The following is a 16,650-nucleotide window of genomic DNA, read 5'->3' on the forward strand; positions in this document are numbered from 1 at the left end:
GAGTACCCATGAGATTCACCCATACCTTCAAGCCCTTACTCTTCGGCATCGCCCTGGCCCTCAGCGGCAATGCGCTGGCCGAACGCACCCTGCTGAACGTGTCTTACGACCCGACCCGCGAGTTGTATAAAGAATATAACCAACTGTTTACCCTATATTGGAAAACCAAAACCGGCGAAGACGTCAGTGTCCAGCAATCACACGGCGGCGGCGGCAAGCAAACCCGCGCCGTGATCGACGGCCTGGAAGCCGACGTGGTGACCTTGGCTCTGTCCGGCGACATCGATCAAATTCACGAGAAAGCCAATCTGTTACCCAAAGATTGGCAAAGCAAACTGCCCAACAACAGCCTGCCGTACACCTCGACTATCGTATTCTTGGTGCGCAAGGGCAATCCCAAAGCTATCAAAAACTGGGACGATTTAATTAAGGACGGCGTGTCCGTCGTCACCCCCAACCCGAAAACCTCCGGCGGTGCCCGCTACAACTACCTGGCGGCTTGGGCGTTCGCGGAAAAGAAAAACGGCAGCAAGGACGCCGCCAAGGCTTTCGTGGAGAAGCTGTTTAAAAACGTGCCGGTACTCGACTCCGGTGCGCGCGGCTCCACCACTACTTTTGCCGAACGCGAAATCGGCGATGTTTTAATTACCTGGGAAAACGAAGCATATTTGGTGCTCAAAGAATTCGGCGCCGATAAATTCGAAGTCGTCACCCCGCCGTTCAGTATCCTGGCCGAACCGCCGGTCGCGGTGATCGAAGCAGTGGCGAAAAAGAATGGTAACCAGGATCTGGCGATCGAATACCTGAAATATCTATACACCAAAGAAGCCCAAGAGATTATCGCCAAAAATTTCTACCGGCCCACCGACAAAGACATCGCAGCTAAATACGCCAAACAATTCCCGACTTTGGAATTGGTTAGCGTAGGTCAATTGGGTGGCTGGGGCTTGATTCAAAAAGAACACTTCGACGATAACGGCGTGTTTGACAAAATTTACGGGCGCTAAGAACGTTTAGGCAGAGGAGGGTGTAGCCATGGTGGAAAATACCATCGAATTGCTCCGTGACGATCTGGAACGGGCCTTGTATCTCGATCTGGACGAATTCAAACTGGAAATCGAGCAACAGGAAGTACTGAGCCGGTTCATTGGCCTGAAATTGCGCAGCGAGTTTCAACCGATATTCGATGCCGGCAAATCCCAGGGATTGCTTGGCTACGAAGCCTTGCTGCGCACCTCCACCGGCTTGGAAGCCGTGGATCCGGATTTTGCGTTTAGTTGGGCGGATAACCAAGGCAAATTGGTGAAGCTGGATAGGGTGGCTAGAACCCTGCACATGCTGAATTATCTGAATCTGCCGGCGGACAAGGGCTTGCTGTTTTTAAACGTGCACCCCAAATTGCTGGTTAGCGTGAATACGCACGGCAAGGTGTTCGAGCACATTTTGCATCTGCATTCGGTGCCGACCACCAGGGTGGTGCTGGAGATCATGGAAAACGCGGTGGAAGCCGATCAACAGTTGCTGGAAGCGGTGGACAATTACCGCGACCGCGGCTTCCAGGTGGCTATCGATAACTTCGGCAGCCGGCATTCCAATCTGGACCGCTTGTGGCGCTTATCGCCCAGCTTTGTGAAGCTGGATTTAAGCATCATCCATCAGGCGCAAACCGATACAAAGATTCGCCGGGTGCTGCCGAAATTAATCGAAATCATCCAGGCCCTGGGCGCGCAAGCGATTATCGAAGGCATTGAAAACGAGGTGCAACTGGATATTGCCTTGGATGCCGGCAGCAAATTGCTGCAAGGTTATTTCCTGGGCCGGCCTGCTGCGGCCGGACACTGGCAAAAACCAAAGCTGGTCGTGCAAGAGAATCCGTTAATGCCTGGCGCACCGCAGCATTTCGGTAGTTTCAGTGTGCCGGCCCAGCATGGTATGTAGTGTGCGACGACTGCAAGATAGTTTGATGATTGACCGAAAACCGGTGAAATGTGCTCTCCTGTGGCAATCCTGCTAACCCCGCCTTCTCGGCGGGGGCTTTTTTTGAGGTTGGGTCAGGGCTGAAAACCTTGCGCTTTAGTATCCGTAACTCAAATTGCTGATTTTTTTCAACTCCCCATCTTCAAACTCCAGCAGCTGCTGAAACTTGCGCGGCCCGAAGTTGTAAATCCATTCTTCGATCAGCACCTCTTCAAATTGATCTACCTCCAAGGCGCCGTAGGGATGCCGTAAGCGGCTGCCGCGGATTGCGCGGCGCTGTTCGACCGCATCCGGTTCCCCGCATTTGTCCAAGACTTCGGCTTTATAGTCACCCACCTGGACCAGTTTATGTCCACAGCGCAGCGCAAGCGCATCGCCGGCAACTACCAGCATGCCCAATCCCAACAAAATGCCTCTGATTGGCGAACGGGTCATTAAGGGCTTACCGTATAACTTTGCGAGTAGCTGCCGCCTTTATTGCAGACGTTTCGGCTGGTGGGCGATTCACAGGAGACATCGGTAAATTCGGCTTTTAACTCGCCGGCCTTATCCGGCACAAAGTAGAAGCGGAAATTAGGGTCGGCGCTGATCGCAATATCGATTTTGGCGTTAAGCACGGGCTTGTCGTTAAAAGTCACTTTCAGTTGATCGATAAAGTGCGATTTTCGGATGAATCGGGTCATTTGATCCATCTGCATACCCGTCAGGTTGGGGTGGCTGATCATTAATTGCGTCAAAGCCGGTTGGCCGCTTTGAATGCCGTCGTCGAGCCGAAACTTAACTTTGCCCAGCCGCTTCATGGCTTCATCCAGATCCGCACCAATCGGTGCCGAGCAGCCGCCACTGGCTTTGACAAATTTTTTGGTCATGCTGAACTTGCCGTCATTGGTTTCGGCAATCGCGCGAATGTCGCTATAGGTATTGACGCGCACTCGCAGAGCCAAATCGGCTTTGCCGCTCTCTGGAAAGAACTCGAATTCACCGACAAATGGGAACGGGTTTTTATCGACGAACAGCCAGATTTTTTTGATGTATTTATCTTTGCTTTGCGCAAATTTGCTGGTGACTTTAACCGGTACAATCGCCGGATCTTCTGCCCGATAAGGGGCATCCAATTCGATAACCGCATTGGATTCGTCGATATTTTTACCTGCGAAAAACTGGCTTTTCAAAACCGTGTTCCAAGTAATGTCGTCACCTTCGGCAACCGCGATGGCCGGCAAAATCATTAAAGCCAGCAGAAAAATAGCGTTATAAGGTTTGTGCATGCTTTTAATCTCCTTTGTTTAATCTTCCCATTCCAGCTCGGCAAACGCGATGGTCACGTTTTTGCGGTGGAATTGTTCAAATAGCTGCCAATTTTTTTTAGCAGGCAGGCCGACGGTATTCACAGCCTGCTCGAGGGTTTTGCCCTGTTTGATCATAGTCCGTACTTCGGTAGCCAGACTATTCAAATAGGCTTTTTGCGGCTGTAGACTAGCCGGCCAATCTTTCACCAAATGCCCGTGGCCGGGCACCACTAATTTATAGTGATTTTTCTCCAAGCGAGCCATCTCCGACAACCAGCCTTTGATGCTGCCGTCTATCACCGGGATATGCTCTAAAAACAACAGATCCGCTAGCCACATAGTATCGGTGGTCTTGTCGTAGACGCTTAAATCGTTATCGGTATGCGCACTGGGATGGGCGGTCAGCAGCAATTCACGATTACCGATGTTCAGGGTCATGCTGTCATTCACCTCTATATCGGGCGGAATAATGTTGTCGTGATTGACTTGAATATCCAGCAATTCCGCCGCGCGACCGAGATAATGGTCGCCTCGTGTGGCCATGGCCCGCGCCAGCTTATGGTGGCCGACAAACTGCACGCCCGGTTCCTTGAAAGCGATATTGCCGTAGATATGGTCGGGATGCACATGGGTGTTGATCACATAGCAAACCGGTTTGGTGGTCACTTGCTTGATGGTATTTCGCAACGCGGCCCCCTGTTGTGGACTGCCGCCGCTATCGATCACCGCTACGCAGCGCTCACCAACAATAAAGCCGATATTGGCAATCTCGCCGTGATTATCTCGATCAGGCCAATGATGTGCTGAGGTATGCAGATAGATGCCCGGCGCCACTTGGCTGAAAGACAACGGCGGCGCAGCCACACTGCTGTAACTGGTCAATAGGCCCATTAACAACAACACAAACTTCATTCAGTTGGCTCCTATGCGGCAATGCGTTTGAAAAATTCGGTTTCGGCGATAATATCTTGGTTATTTTCCACCCTATCCAGATAGACCAATCCCAATAGATGATCGAACTCGTGTTGGAAGACGCGGGCTGGAAAATCCTGCAAGGCCAAACGCTGGGGTTCACCTTGCTGATCTTGATATTGCACTTCGATAGCCCGGTAACGCGGCACCAGCGCCCGGATACCCGGCACGCTTAAACAGCCTTCCCAGTCTTTATGCAATGAGTTATCGACAATTTTAAAACTTGGATTGACCATCAGAATTGGCGGCATTTCCGGGGCGTGCGGATAACGGGCTGTCGGCCGGGAAGCGATGATCAAAATTTGCCGGGAAGCACCCAACTGCGGGGCGGCTATGCCGACACCATTAGCCTCCAGCATGGTCTCATTAAGGGTTTCAATCAGCTTATGGAACTCCGGGCAGGCAAAGTCGTCAACAGGCTGCGCCTGCTGCCGCAATACCTCGGCTCCGAGTTGTAATATAGGTGTTTTCGAAGTCATGGTTGTGCCGGATAGCGTATAGGCAGGTTGCGGAAATAAGTCGTTTCGGGCGAGAGTATACTGCCGATTGGTAGAATCTTCCTGCCTTTACTTTAGAAGGCTTTTTTGTGATATTAACAACAGGCCAGTTGCCGGAAATGCAGGGCTCCGGTTGCAAACCACTTATTAGAACAATTCGTTTTTTCCACAGGAGATAGTATGAAGAAAATCAACAAAACCCCGTTCGCCATTGCAATTGGCGCATCTCTGCTGCCAACGCTGGCGGGCAATTTTGCTCAAGCCGATAGCAATCCGTTTGCGTTGTCTGAGTTGAGCTCAGGCTATATGTTGACTGCCGAAGCCAAACCTGAAGCCGGTGCCGATAAAATGAAAGACGGTTCTTGCGGAGAAGGGAAATGCGGCGCGTCTATGATGAAAAAAAGCACTGATAGCAAAGCTGCTACCGAAGGCAAGTGCGCTGGTAACAAACCGGCTGCTCCAGCTGCGGACAAAGCTGCTGAAGGCAAAAAAATGGAAGGAAACTGCGGCGCTAACATGAAATAAGCGCCGATGACGCCGGCTTTATCTAAATAGGAAAGCCGGCGTTTCTTACGCTAAACCGAAAAGCTCTCCCCGCAACCGCAGGTACCTTTTACATTGGGGTTGTTGAACTTAAAGGCCTCGTTAAAACCTTCCTTGGCATAATCCAACTCAATGCCGCTCAATTTATCCAGATCAGCCTGTTTCACCAGTACTTTTACATCGTGTTGATCGAATACCACCTCATCGGCTTCGGCTTGATCGGCATAATCCAACACATAGGCGTACCCGGAGCATCCTGAGGTTTTCACGCCCAATCTCAAGCCTAAGCCTGTGCCGCGCTTTTGTAACTGTTTTTGGATTTGCCGGGCGGCACTTTCGGTCACGGTAATAGCCATTGCTAATTCTCCTAATTAATTTGCTATCAATGTTTTTAACACATCGACGAATTGATCGATTTCGGTTTCTTGGTTGTCTTTACCCAAACTGACGCGGATAGCCGATTTAGCCAAAGAAGCTTCCACTCCCATAGCCGTCAACACCGGGCTGATTTCGCCGGACGATGCTGAACAGGCGGAGCCGCTGGAAACTGCGATATTGCGCTGATCCAACTGCATTAATAACATTTCGCCGTTAATGCCGGGAATACCAAACTGCACGGTATTCGGCAATCTTTTGGCGTGTTCGGCAAATATCACCAAGCCTGGAATGGTGTGTAGAGCTTGTTCCAAACGCATTCTCAGCGCCAGCATGCGAGCTTGCCTTGCGTCTATTTCCACCTTAGCCAATTCGGCTGCTTTGCCAAAACCCACTATTGCCGCCACATTTTCCGTGCCGGCCCGCCAGCCATACTGTTGATCGCCTCCGCGCAGCCAGGGCTTGAGCACAAAATCTTCTGCGACGACCAATGCCCCGCAGCCTTTTGGACCGTATATTTTGTGACTGGATAAACTCATCAATTTAACACCCAGTTTTCTGAACGAAAATGGTATTTTACCCAGGGCCTGGACTGCGTCGGTATGCAGGTTGACACCTTGCGCAGCCAAACGTTCGGCGATGACAGCAACGTCCTGAATAACCCCAGTTTCATTGTTCGCCAACATCACCGATGCCAGATCACCGGCATGCCAATTTGCTTGATGCAACGAGGCTAGCGACACAGATCCCGTAACGTCTACCGCAAGTGTTTGCAATTGCCGGAAACATTGCTGGTGATATTCGGCGTTTTCGAAAATGGAAGGGTGCTCAATAGTTGAAATAGCCAGTCCCACTCCGCGAGCATTTGTCAGTGCCTGTGCGTTGGCTTCCGTACCGCCGCTGGTAAAAACTATTCCTGCTGCTGGCGCATCGATAAGTGCAGAGATTTGTTCCCGGGCTGTATCTATCGCACTGCGGGCTATGCGACCAAGCTTGTAAAGACTGGATGGATTGCCATACATACCCTGCAAGTACGGCAACATCGCTTCCACCACCCGCTCATCGCAGCGGGTAGTGGCGTTATGATCCAGGTAGATCATTAAGCAATGCGCTTTTCCTGGCGGGGTTGCATTTCAATGACATGCTCCACGTGCTTGCTCTGTCTTTTTGCCACGTCACTGACAAAATCGCGCTCCAGTAATTGTCCAAGACTAATTTCTTTTAAGTAAGCGCGAATTTGCTCGCTCAAGCCCATCCACAAATCGTGGGTCAGGCAAGGCTCGTCGTTGTGGCAATTGGCTTTACCACCGCATTTGGTTGAATCGACAGGTTCGTCGACTGCTTCGATAATGTCGGCAATATTAATTTCCCGGGCGCTACGACTAAGTGTGTAACCGCCGCCGGGCCCTCTAACGCCTTTCACCATGCCGGCCTTGCGTAAACGAGCAAACAATTGTTCAAGATAAGACAGGGAAATGGTTTGCCGAGTCGCGATGTCAGTCAAAGTCACCGGGTTGGCTTGACTGTGAAAAGCCAAATCCAGCATCGCGGTGACCGCGTAACGCCCTTTTGTGGTAAGCCGCATTTCAAACCCCTTACAAACTAATGAAAATAATGCTGACTATAAATAAACCCAGTAATTTGGTCAAGTATTCAATCTTAAGTGGTTCTTGAGGTATTAAACACAGACAATCTGTAACACATATTTTTCAATTCTGAGGACAGATCAAGCGGATTACAGCTTGATCTCGTTGGGGATGGGGTTGAAATCTCGCGACTCTGCAAGAAGTTCAAAGCAAACGCTACTCAGTTTGAGTTACTCAGATGACAAGCGCTGGAGGGTTTGTTATCAGAAAATACCTGACAGCGTTATTGCTTATCCTTAATTTCACAATCATCCAAAGCCGACATGGCCTGGCGATGGCAATTAATGCCGGCATCGTTCAATACCTGTTGCATATCGGCTATTTGTTTATCGAGCTGATGGATATGGTCAAGCATCAGATTGATGGCATTGGCGATGGGATCCGGCATATCACCCGTGGCGCCGTATGCGTCGAAACCCATTTTCTGTGCCATTGCATCGCGCCGGGCTTTTTCTTGTTTGGCTTTTGGGTCGACGATATGTGCGGGAATCCCAACTACCGTTACTCCCATGGGTACCGATTTTACTACTACTGAATTCGAACCGACTCTCGCGCCATCGCCGACCTCAATCGGTCCCAGCACCTTGGCCCCAGCCCCTATTACTACGCCATTGCCCAGGGTCGGATGACGCTTGCCCTTGTTCCAGCTGGTGCCGCCCAAGGTCACGCCATGATATAGCGTGCAATCGTCCCCAATCACGGCAGTTTCACCTATCACTACACCCATGCCGTGGTCGATAAAGAACCGCCGGCCGATTTGGGCGCCGGGATGAATTTCGATACCGGTTAACCACCGGCCCAAGAACGATACATAACGACCGGCCCACCTAAAGCCACGCAACCATAACCAGTGGCTGCAACGGTGAATCAGTACGGCGTGAAAGCCAGGGTAGGTGGTTATCACTTCAAAAGCCGACTGCGCGGCCGGGTCTCGGGCAAATACGCAGTTAATATCTTCTTTGAGTCTGGCCAGCATGGGGTTATTTGCCGTTGTGATTTTGCGAGAAGCGCAGTATGCCCCTCAGGATATCCAGCTCCTTGGTATCAAGCTGGGTCCGATTAAAGATGCGCCGCAAGCGACGCATGATTGATTTAGAACGCTCCGGGTGCAGAAAACCAATATCCGCCATGGTCTGATGGAGATGCACATAAAAGGCTTCCATCTGTTCGGCTGTCGCCAGAGGTTCTTCACCCATATCGCCCACATTGCTGACCATTTCCTGGCCGGATGCGACGAATAGCTCGTAGCACACAACTTGCACTGCCGCCGCCAAGTTCAGCGAGCTATATTCTGTGTTGCACGGAATCCGCAACAAATAATGAGATAAGTCCAATTCATGGTTTTTTAAACCGGAATTTTCCCGGCCGAACACCAAGGCGATATTTTGTTTCGGCAATGCACCCACCCATTTTTCGGCGGTTTGCCTGGCAGTCAAGCTTGGCCAGCTGATGGTTCTATCGCGTGCGCTGGAGCCCAATACTACCTGGCAATCGGCGATGGCATCTTGTAAAGAATCGAAGACAGTTGCCGATCTAAGTACATCGTCGGCCCCGGACGCTCTGGCCGTGGCATCGGCATGCGGAAAGCTTTTTGGAGACACCAAGCGCAGTTGGTCCATCTGCATATTTTTCATGGCTCTAGCCACCGCACCGATGTTGCCGGGATGGGAAGTCTCCACTAAAACCACTTTAAAATGGGATAGCAATGCGCGGCCTCTGCGGCTAAAAAAGCAGCGATTCTAGCAAAATTTGCTATCCTATCCGAGTTTTCTAACTGCTCATTATCAATTCGATCTATGCACCCGATGCTTAATATTGCCGTCCGCGCAGCGCGGAACGCCGGCGACCTAATCCAACGCTCTTCACAAAATATCGAGAAACTCACTATCGATCAAAAAAGCCGTAATGACTACGCCTCCGAGGTTGATCGGGCCGCCGAGCAGGAAATTATCAAAGTCATTCGCGCAGCATTTCCCGACCATGGCATTCTGGCCGAAGAAAGCGGCGAACACAAAGGTAACGACTACACCTGGATAATTGACCCTTTGGATGGCACCACTAATTTTTTACACGGCTTTCCACAATATGCCGTGTCTATAGCGCTAAAAAACAAAAATAAACTAGAGTTGGGTGTGATTTACGACCCTAGCCGCGACGAACTTTTCACTGCCGAACGCGGCGGCGGCGCTATGTTGAACAATCGCAAAATCCGGGTCACCAAACAAAGCAGTATGCGCGGCGCCCTGATTGGCACGGGTTTTCCATTTAAAACCATGGAAAATATCGAACCCTACTTGGGCATGTTTAAAGCCGTTTGTGCCGACTCAGCAGGTATCCGCCGCGCCGGAGCCGCCGCACTGGACATGGCTTACGTGGCCTGCGGTCGTCTGGATGCGTACTGGGAAATCGGCGTGAAGGAATGGGATATTGCTGCCGGCGTGTTGCTGGTGCAGGAAGCTGGTGGTGTCGCCACAGATTTTTCCTTTAACGACAAATACTTACAATCCGGCAATATCATTGTTGGTAACCCCAAGATGCATCAATTGATGTACCACGCTATCGAGCCGCATGTGCCGGCGCGCTTAAAATAATGCGCAATTCGGCATTTAGCCTAAAATTGTTATCGTCTTGCCTTTTCTTTTATACTTACCGGCTAATCAAATTATAAGAGGCCATCATGGAAAAACCCTTTATCCTGCACATGCTGACTACAGCCAAGAACTTAAGCCCGTTCGACGTCAATATGGCGATGGACGCCGGCTGGATTTCAGCAATCCCCTACATCAATGTTGAACCCAGCGAAGTCAGGGGCTTGGTCCAAGATGCTATTTTTTCGCGCAGCCCGAAAGGTCTGTTGCGCACCGCCATCTTTATCGGTGGCCGGGAGACCAAGCAAGCAATGGATATGTTGAAAATGGCCAAGAATTCCATGGTCCCGCCTTTCGAAGTATCGGTATTCGCCGATCCTAGCGGCGCATTCACCACGGCAGCCGGCATGGTCGCAGCAGTTGAAAAAGAACTGGCTGAAAAATTCGACACCACGCTGGAAGGTAAAAACGTGATCGCCTTGGGCGGTACTGGTCCGGTCGGTCAAGCGGCTGCGGTGATTGCCGCTCAAGCGGGCGCTAAAGTCCGAATCATCGGTAGGCAACTCGATAAAGCCGAGCGCACCGCAGAGCTATGCAGCGAAGAATTTGGCGATGGCAAAATTACAGTGCTGGCAGGCGCCGACGCCGATAAGACCGAATACATGAAAACCGCCGATGTGGTTTTTGCAACGGGTGCGGCCGGCATTGAATTGCTCAGCACAGAATTAATCTCCCAAGCTGCGCAATTGAAAGTAGCCGCTGATGTCAACGCGGTGCCGCCGGCCGGTATTGCCGGTGTGGATGCGTTCGATAACGGCAAACCGTTGGCCGGATCCACCAGCGGTGCGGTAGGCATAGGCGCGCTAGCGATAGGCAACATCAAATACCAAGCGCAAAGTCGTTTGCTGAAAAGAATGCTGGAAAGCGATCAACCGCTATTCTTACATTTCGAACACGCTTTTGAAGTCGCTCGCGAATTCATCAAATCTTCTAAGTAATTAGCTAAGCTCCCCAAAGTCTGCCTATCACAGAGGGTAAGGTAAAAAATGGCAAAACGCAGCATACTTCACATGTTCGACCCCATGCCAAACAACAGTCCGTTTGACATTAACATGGCACTCGACGCAGGCTTTGATGTGCTGATGCCGTATTCCAACGTTAAATTGGAGACTATTCACAATTTGACCCAAGATGCGATTTTTTCGCGTAGTCCGTCGGCCAGTAAGAAAACCGCAATCTTTATCGGCGGCAGGGATATGGGCATGGCGATCGATATGTTGCAAGCCACCAAGCCGGCCATGGTGCCGCCGTTTGAGGTTTCAGTATTTGCCGATCCGAGCGGCGCTTGCACCACCGCAGCAGCTTTGGTGGCGTGCGTGGAAAAGGCGCTTAAACAACATCATGGTAAGGAATTGAAGGGCAGTAAAGCGGTAGTGTTCGGCGGCACCGGTCCGGTCGGCATCGCCACCGGCGTGATAGCCTCGTTGCAAGGCGCGGAAACAATCTTGGTGGATCATCTATCAATAGATTCCGCAAAAGACGCGGCCAAACAATACAACCGGCGTTTTGGTGCCACCATGAGTGGCGGAGTTGCCCGCAATGACGAAGAAAAAGCCGCGTTAATAGCCGATGCAGACTTAGTATTCTGCACGGCAAAGGCCGGTATTCGAGTTATCAATGCGGCCGTTCTGGCGCAAGCCAAGCAGTTGAAAGTAGCCGGTGATGTTAATGCCGTACCGCCATCAGGTATAGAAGGCATAGAGTTAAACGATTTATCGGCACCATTAACCTTGGCAAATCAATCGACTAATGCCGTCGGTGTCGGCGCGCTGGCGATAGGGAATGTTAAATACCAGTTACAACACGAATTGTTGAAAATGATGCTGGAAGCTGAGAAACCGGTATTTCTGGATTTTCGGGAAGCTTTTACCAAAGCCCGCACCTTGGTCTAAGTATTTCAGGGATGTGCGTTAGCCGAACACGCATCCCTGCTATTTAAAGGGCATCCAAATAATTAAATTTGACCGCCAGCCTGGTTAATTCCACATCGTTTTTTATATTCAACTTGCGATACAAGCGATAGCGATAGGTATTGATAGTCTTGTCGCTCAGTTGCAAAGCCTCCGACATTTCCTGAATGCTCCTGCCGCGCAAAATCAGACGTACTACTTCAGCCTCACGCTGGGAAAGCTGTAAAAAAGGCGAGACATCCGCGCCTGGCAAAAACTGAAAAGCCAAATTACTGGCCACATCCTGGCACAAATAGCGCTTACCGGAAATTACCGATTTAATTGCCGCCACCATTTCGCTGACCGGCGAAGCCTTGGATACAAAGCCGACCACACCCAATTTCAGCAGTTGTTGCGGTATGGGGCCGTCGTTATGCACCGACAAGGCGATGATTTTAATCGATGGCTGCGATTGCAGTATGCGCCGGCACGCTTCAAACCCGCCTATGCCGGGCATATTAATGTCCATCAAAATGACATCGGGCGGCTCTTGTTCGACAATCCGCAAAGCCTCCTCGCCACAATTACAGACGGCGACCACCTCAATATCCTTTTCAGCTGCCAACAAAGCTTCTATGCCGCTTCTGACAAGCTCATGATCATCAACCAGCAATACTTTAATCATAACTTCCTTTTTCTGGGGCTTATATCAGGTCAAGTTTCCCAAATTTCATCAACAACAGCAATGCTAAAAGTGAGTAGGATAGACCCAAATAGCGTCGTTGATTCGTGGTTTTGGCGTTTAGCCGTTAAAATAGCGGTTTTGATAAAACAACTTCAGGGCCAATATGCGCACTTCCCAATTTCCTCTTAGTACCGTCAAAGAAATACCGGCCGACGCCGAAATAGCCAGCCACAAACTCATGATACGCGCCGGCTTGATTCGCAAACTTGCCGCGGGCGTCTACACCTGGCTGCCACTGGGTTTGCGGGTATTGCGTAAAGTTGAACACATTGTACGTGCGGAAATGAATAAAGCGGGCGGTCTGGAAGTACTGATGCCGGCTTTGCAGCCTGCAGAGCTATGGCAGGAAACCGGACGTTGGGAGAAATACGGGCCGGAATTAGCACGGCTGAAAGATCGCCACGACCGCGAATTTTGTCTGGGTCCGACGCACGAAGAAATTATTACTGACCTCGCTCGTCATGAGTTGAAAAGCTACAAACAGCTGCCTATCACTTATTATCAAATTCAGAGTAAATTCCGCGATGAAATTCGTCCGCGTTTTGGTGTGATGCGTTCACGCGAATTTATCATGAAAGATGCTTACTCATTCCATCTCGATCAGGAATCGTTACAGGCGACTTACAACGTAATGTATCAAGCCTACACCAATATTTTTAACCGCTTTGGTTTGAAATTCCGGGCCGTGATAGCCGATTCCGGCTCAATTGGCGGCGCGGTTTCCCATGAATTTCACGTACTTGCCGAATCCGGCGAAGATGCGATAGCTTTTTCCACCGCTAGCGATTACGCCGCGAATGTCGAAAAAGCTGAAGCTCTAATGCCTGAAGGGATACGCGCCGAGCCGACTCAAACTATGGTTTTGGTTGATACGCCAAATCAGCATAGCATCGAAGACGTCAGCCGATTTTTTAAGGTCGATGCCAAGCAGTGCCTGAAAACCTTGATTGTCAGAGGTGAGGACGCCAGCTTGGTTGCCTTGCTGCTGCGGGGTGATCACGAATTAAACCCGATTAAAGCCGAAAAAATCGACGGCGTCCTGTCGCCATTACAATTTGCCAGCGATGAAGAGATTCTCGGCGCTTGTCACTGCAAACCCGGCTCGATAGGTCCTATCGGCCTGAGCATAAAGATAATCGCTGATCGCAGCGTAACTGTGATGTCCGACTTTGTGTGCGGCGCGAATCAGGATGGCAAACATTATCAAGGCGTCAACTGGCAGCGCGACCTGGCCTTACCTGAGCACATTGCAGACTTGCGGATGGTAGTAGAAGGTGATCCCAGCCCGGACGGCAAAGGGCAAATTACCATTGCCCGAGGCATAGAAGTGGGCCACATTTTTCAGCTCGGCACAAAATACAGCGAAGCGATGAACGCCTCCATCATTAACGAAGCCGGTAAAAACCAGATCATGATCATGGGCTGCTATGGGATTGGTATCTCGCGGGTGGTTGCGGCGGCCATCGAACAAGGCCACGATGACCGCGGCATTATCTGGCCCAATGAGCTGGCGCCATTTCAAGTCGCTATTTGCCCAATGAATATGCATAAGTCTGATCGTTTGATTGATACGGTCGAGAAAATCTATAAAGATTTAACGGATGCCGGCATCGAAGTGTTGCTGGACGATAGAAAGGTTCGAGCCGGATTCATGTTCTCGGATATGGAACTGATCGGCATTCCGCACCGGATCGTAATAGGCGACCGTGGCCTGGATAGCGGTACCGTCGAATATCAAGGTCGCATGGACAAAGAAAGCCAGAATGTTGAATTTGATAAACTCGTCGACTTTATTAAGAACAAACTCGCATAACTTTCGTCGGATTAATCAAACGAAAAAGGGCGCAAATTGCGCCCTTTTTATTGACTGCGTTAGACGCTTGTTAACGTACCAGAGTAAACATAGATTTTACCGCCCCGCATTTAGGGCAGCCCCAATCTTCTGGAACATCTTCCCAACGAGTGCCGGGAGCCACGCCGTTGCGGGGATCGCCCAACTGCTCGTCGTAAACGTGGCCGCAGGTTTTGCATTTGTATTTTCTATACTCTGCCATTGATAGATTCCTCGAATTGTAATCACGGTTTAAAGAAAGCCCGGCGATTGTAGCCGAAGCTCTGCGCACAAAAAACCACGAAGATTTGGAGGGGATTGTTCGGACTGCCTGAAAGTCGTCCGGCCGGGCTTAATCAGTCTATCCTTAAAACCATCTAATGGCATGATTTTTATAAATAAATGTCATCTTCGTCCTGTTCAATATTTGGCTGGTTTACGGCGCGCACCATGATGGGATGGTATTCATTCCGTCGTACTGGCGATGATCTTGTGAATTCGCTTAGTACTTATGCCGATGATGACCAAAATAAACGGAATCGATGCGCCTTCCACCAACTCGGCGTCTACGTGCCATCCTAAACTGTGCAATGCTTCGGCGATTTTGCCGATTAGGCTCGCTGCATAATAGGTGATAGCTACCATCGAAATGCCTTCCACCATTTGTTGCATGCGCAACTGCATTTTTGCACGCAGGGCCATGGAGGATAACAGGCCCTGGTTTTGCCGCTCGATAATAATGTCGACTTTGGTGCGTAACAACTGGCTGGCATTGCTGACGCGCTCGGAAACCAGGGTGAAGCGGTGGGATACGGAATTGCAGGTATGCATCGCCGGTTCCATACGCCGTTTCATGAATTCGCCCAAGGTTTGAATGCCCTGAATCCGCACTTCGCGCAAGTCTTCCAGGCGTTGGCCGACCAATTGGTAATATGCGCTGGCTGCGGCAAAACGAAATTGATGAGTGGAAATGTGATTCTCAACTTCAGCCGCTAATGCCGTTAATTCATCCAATAGTTTAGCGTCGTCGTTATCCGGCTGGGTCATCGAATTAGTAATGGTATACAGCTGCCGATCAGCCTTTTTTAATTCCGGATACAGTTTGCGCGCGATAGGAAACGCCAACAGCGCCATCACTCGGTAAACTTCAATATCGAACAAACGATGCAATAAGCGTCCGGCCTGCGCGGTTCTCAAGTTTTGATTAACCACTAAGAAACGGCTAAAGCCATCAACATGAATCCGGAAATCGGTAAATACGGCTGCCGCGCCGCCGGTTACTTTTGAACCAACGATTGGGTTGCCGGCAAAGTAGGCGGTTAACGGGGATAAATCCATTTCATCCTGATAATTAACCTCCTCGGCGGAAACGATGCTGGCGTGTGCGGCAACAATCACTTTTCCGCTGATCTGCGATAACCAATCGACCGGGACTTTTTTTAAAGCAGGAGCTGCAAACGGCTCTGTGTCTATGTCGTAGGCATAAAAACTGTAGGTACTGAATTCGCCGTGTTGCTCCCAACTCATCTGGAACGCATCGAAGCTCGCGCTAAAGTGGTCTGCATCTAGGTCGGGTGGTACAGTTCCAAACCGTTCGCAAAGTGCTTTCAAATGCCGACGTTCCTGCATTTTTTCATCGCTTGATAACGCCAGCGCCAGGTAACTGGCCCTGACCGGCAAGCTGAGAATAGACGAGGCTCTGGCATGAACCTCGTTATGTAATATAAACCGTTGCGGATGATTTTCCGGGATTTGAAATAGAGTAGTCACAAGTAAATTGGGTAGCATCAAAGGTTAGCGTCTATCGCTTTTACCGATGAATATAACGTAGAGAGGGCTAGGTTGCTACTGCCTAAGTGAATGCGGGCAATGGGCTATAAAAAAACTGCATCAGAACTGTTGATGCTCATATCCTAATGTGTTGATAAAGCGGCTTGTGCCAAGCTAATGACTGATATGGGTTAGGTGTCGAGATTGCTAAGTCTACTGCTGTTGGCACAGGCCGATTATTTATCCGTGACGCTTCACTAGTTTGAGTAATCGGTTGCGGCTTTTATGTTCGCCGTTGTGTATTACTCCAATTTGGTGAATTTGCTTACAAAACTGATTTGGCAATTTTGCCCTGTTATCCCGGATGCAAAACTCCTTTGATGATGTAAGTAAGAGTCGTACATTGCGCTGCCATCGTGCGAATGAAAGTTTATAAAAGGATCGTAGCCTTTTTGGGAAAAAAAGGAA

General features: G+C 50.2%; 19 protein-coding genes. 7 read left to right on the plus strand and 12 right to left on the minus strand.

All coding sequences use genetic code 11. The annotated features are described in order from the left end of the window. The first annotated feature begins 8 nt into the window (after window positions 1–8). Both QLH52_RS16035 and QLH52_RS16040 read left to right on the plus strand, forming a co-directional pair. Entirely contained in the window at window positions 9–1,007 is a 999-nt protein-coding gene (locus tag QLH52_RS16035; protein ID WP_033155465.1) for a sulfate ABC transporter substrate-binding protein, read from the plus strand. 28 nt (window positions 1,008–1,035) lie between these two features. Then, a complete protein-coding gene (locus QLH52_RS16040) occupies window positions 1,036–1,938 on the plus strand; it encodes an EAL domain-containing protein (protein WP_033155464.1) in 903 nt (300 codons plus the stop codon). 135 nt (window positions 1,939–2,073) lie between these two features. Here the strand turns inward: QLH52_RS16040 and QLH52_RS16045 are convergent, their stop codons facing one another. From QLH52_RS16045 to def, 4 genes are read right to left on the minus strand one after another with little or no spacing between them, the layout of a single operon-like run. Beyond that, the gene (locus QLH52_RS16045) at window positions 2,074–2,412 is read right to left on the minus strand and encodes a DUF2845 domain-containing protein (protein WP_319962226.1); all 339 of its coding nucleotides are present in this window, start codon (window positions 2,410–2,412) and stop codon (window positions 2,074–2,076) included. Beyond that, on the minus strand, window positions 2,412–3,245 hold the full coding sequence (locus QLH52_RS16050; RefSeq protein ID WP_319962227.1) for a quinoprotein dehydrogenase-associated SoxYZ-like carrier: 834 nt from the start codon (window positions 3,243–3,245) through the stop codon (window positions 2,412–2,414). The genes QLH52_RS16045 and QLH52_RS16050 overlap by 1 nt, the downstream gene beginning before the upstream one ends. A gap of 18 nt (window positions 3,246–3,263) precedes the next feature. After that, window positions 3,264–4,178, minus strand: coding sequence for a quinoprotein relay system zinc metallohydrolase 2 (locus QLH52_RS16055; RefSeq protein ID WP_319962228.1), 915 nt, complete (start codon window positions 4,176–4,178; stop codon window positions 3,264–3,266). An 11-nt stretch (window positions 4,179–4,189) separates the two neighbouring features. Further along, window positions 4,190–4,717 (minus strand): peptide deformylase, encoded by a 528-nt coding sequence (gene def, locus QLH52_RS16060; protein WP_319962229.1) that lies wholly within the window; start codon window positions 4,715–4,717, stop codon window positions 4,190–4,192. Between the two features lie 198 nt (window positions 4,718–4,915). On the opposite strand from def, the gene QLH52_RS16065 reads away from it, so the two are divergent. After that, complete coding sequence (locus QLH52_RS16065) at window positions 4,916–5,260, plus strand: HvfA family oxazolone/thioamide-modified RiPP metallophore (RefSeq protein ID WP_020485383.1); 345 nt, start codon at window positions 4,916–4,918, stop codon at window positions 5,258–5,260. A gap of 50 nt (window positions 5,261–5,310) precedes the next feature. Here QLH52_RS16065 and QLH52_RS16070 read toward each other — a convergent pair whose 3' ends face one another. From QLH52_RS16070 to QLH52_RS16090, 5 genes are all read right to left on the minus strand, one after another. Then, window positions 5,311–5,634 (minus strand): HesB/IscA family protein, encoded by a 324-nt coding sequence (locus QLH52_RS16070; protein WP_033155458.1) that lies wholly within the window; start codon window positions 5,632–5,634, stop codon window positions 5,311–5,313. A gap of 15 nt (window positions 5,635–5,649) precedes the next feature. After that, window positions 5,650–6,753 (minus strand): cysteine desulfurase family protein, encoded by a 1,104-nt coding sequence (locus QLH52_RS16075; RefSeq protein WP_319962230.1) that lies wholly within the window; start codon window positions 6,751–6,753, stop codon window positions 5,650–5,652. Continuing rightward, window positions 6,753–7,238, minus strand: coding sequence for a Fe-S cluster assembly transcriptional regulator IscR (gene iscR, locus QLH52_RS16080; RefSeq protein ID WP_319962231.1), 486 nt, complete (start codon window positions 7,236–7,238; stop codon window positions 6,753–6,755). The genes QLH52_RS16075 and iscR overlap by 1 nt, the downstream gene beginning before the upstream one ends. A gap of 284 nt (window positions 7,239–7,522) precedes the next feature. Then, window positions 7,523–8,275 carry a serine O-acetyltransferase gene (gene cysE, locus QLH52_RS16085; protein WP_171696016.1) on the minus strand — a complete coding sequence of 251 codons (753 nt, stop codon included), beginning with the start codon at window positions 8,273–8,275 and terminating at the stop codon, window positions 7,523–7,525. A 4-nt stretch (window positions 8,276–8,279) separates the two neighbouring features. Further along, complete coding sequence (locus QLH52_RS16090) at window positions 8,280–9,005, minus strand: RNA methyltransferase (protein WP_205450802.1); 726 nt, start codon at window positions 9,003–9,005, stop codon at window positions 8,280–8,282. Between the two features lie 90 nt (window positions 9,006–9,095). Here QLH52_RS16090 and QLH52_RS16095 point away from each other — a divergent pair, with 90 nt between their 5' ends. The 3 genes from QLH52_RS16095 to QLH52_RS16105 all read left to right on the plus strand — a co-directional run bounded on the left by QLH52_RS16095 (window position 9,096) and on the right by QLH52_RS16105 (window position 11,839). Continuing rightward, window positions 9,096–9,890, plus strand: a complete 795-nt coding sequence (locus tag QLH52_RS16095) for an inositol monophosphatase family protein (RefSeq protein ID WP_033155453.1) — start codon at window positions 9,096–9,098, stop codon at window positions 9,888–9,890. Between the two features lie 86 nt (window positions 9,891–9,976). Continuing rightward, window positions 9,977–10,885, plus strand: a complete 909-nt coding sequence (locus tag QLH52_RS16100) for an NAD(P)-dependent methylenetetrahydromethanopterin dehydrogenase (protein ID WP_026603994.1) — start codon at window positions 9,977–9,979, stop codon at window positions 10,883–10,885. A 48-nt stretch (window positions 10,886–10,933) separates the two neighbouring features. Next, window positions 10,934–11,839 (plus strand): NAD(P)-dependent methylenetetrahydromethanopterin dehydrogenase, encoded by a 906-nt coding sequence (locus QLH52_RS16105; protein WP_033155452.1) that lies wholly within the window; start codon window positions 10,934–10,936, stop codon window positions 11,837–11,839. Between the two features lie 43 nt (window positions 11,840–11,882). Here QLH52_RS16105 and QLH52_RS16110 read toward each other — a convergent pair whose 3' ends face one another. Next, entirely contained in the window at window positions 11,883–12,521 is a 639-nt protein-coding gene (locus QLH52_RS16110; RefSeq protein ID WP_171696012.1) for a response regulator, read from the minus strand. Window positions 12,522–12,684: 163 nt separating this feature from the next. Here QLH52_RS16110 and QLH52_RS16115 point away from each other — a divergent pair, with 163 nt between their 5' ends. After that, window positions 12,685–14,394 (plus strand): proline--tRNA ligase, encoded by a 1,710-nt coding sequence (locus tag QLH52_RS16115; protein WP_319962232.1) that lies wholly within the window; start codon window positions 12,685–12,687, stop codon window positions 14,392–14,394. Window positions 14,395–14,464: 70 nt separating this feature from the next. On the opposite strand, the gene QLH52_RS16120 is transcribed toward QLH52_RS16115, so the two are convergent. Together QLH52_RS16120 and QLH52_RS16125 are read right to left on the minus strand one after the other, a co-directional pair. Continuing rightward, complete coding sequence (locus QLH52_RS16120; RefSeq protein WP_084153209.1) at window positions 14,465–14,635, minus strand: rubredoxin; 171 nt, start codon at window positions 14,633–14,635, stop codon at window positions 14,465–14,467. A gap of 242 nt (window positions 14,636–14,877) precedes the next feature. Then, window positions 14,878–16,200: a DUF3422 family protein gene (locus QLH52_RS16125; RefSeq protein WP_033155449.1), complete on the minus strand. Its 1,323-nt coding sequence runs from the start codon at window positions 16,198–16,200 to the stop codon at window positions 14,878–14,880. Window positions 16,201–16,650: the final 450 nt, after the last annotated feature.

It is taken from the genome of Methylomonas defluvii (assembly GCF_033949435.1).
Taxonomy (GTDB): Bacteria; Pseudomonadota; Gammaproteobacteria; order Methylococcales; family Methylomonadaceae; genus Methylomonas; species Methylomonas defluvii.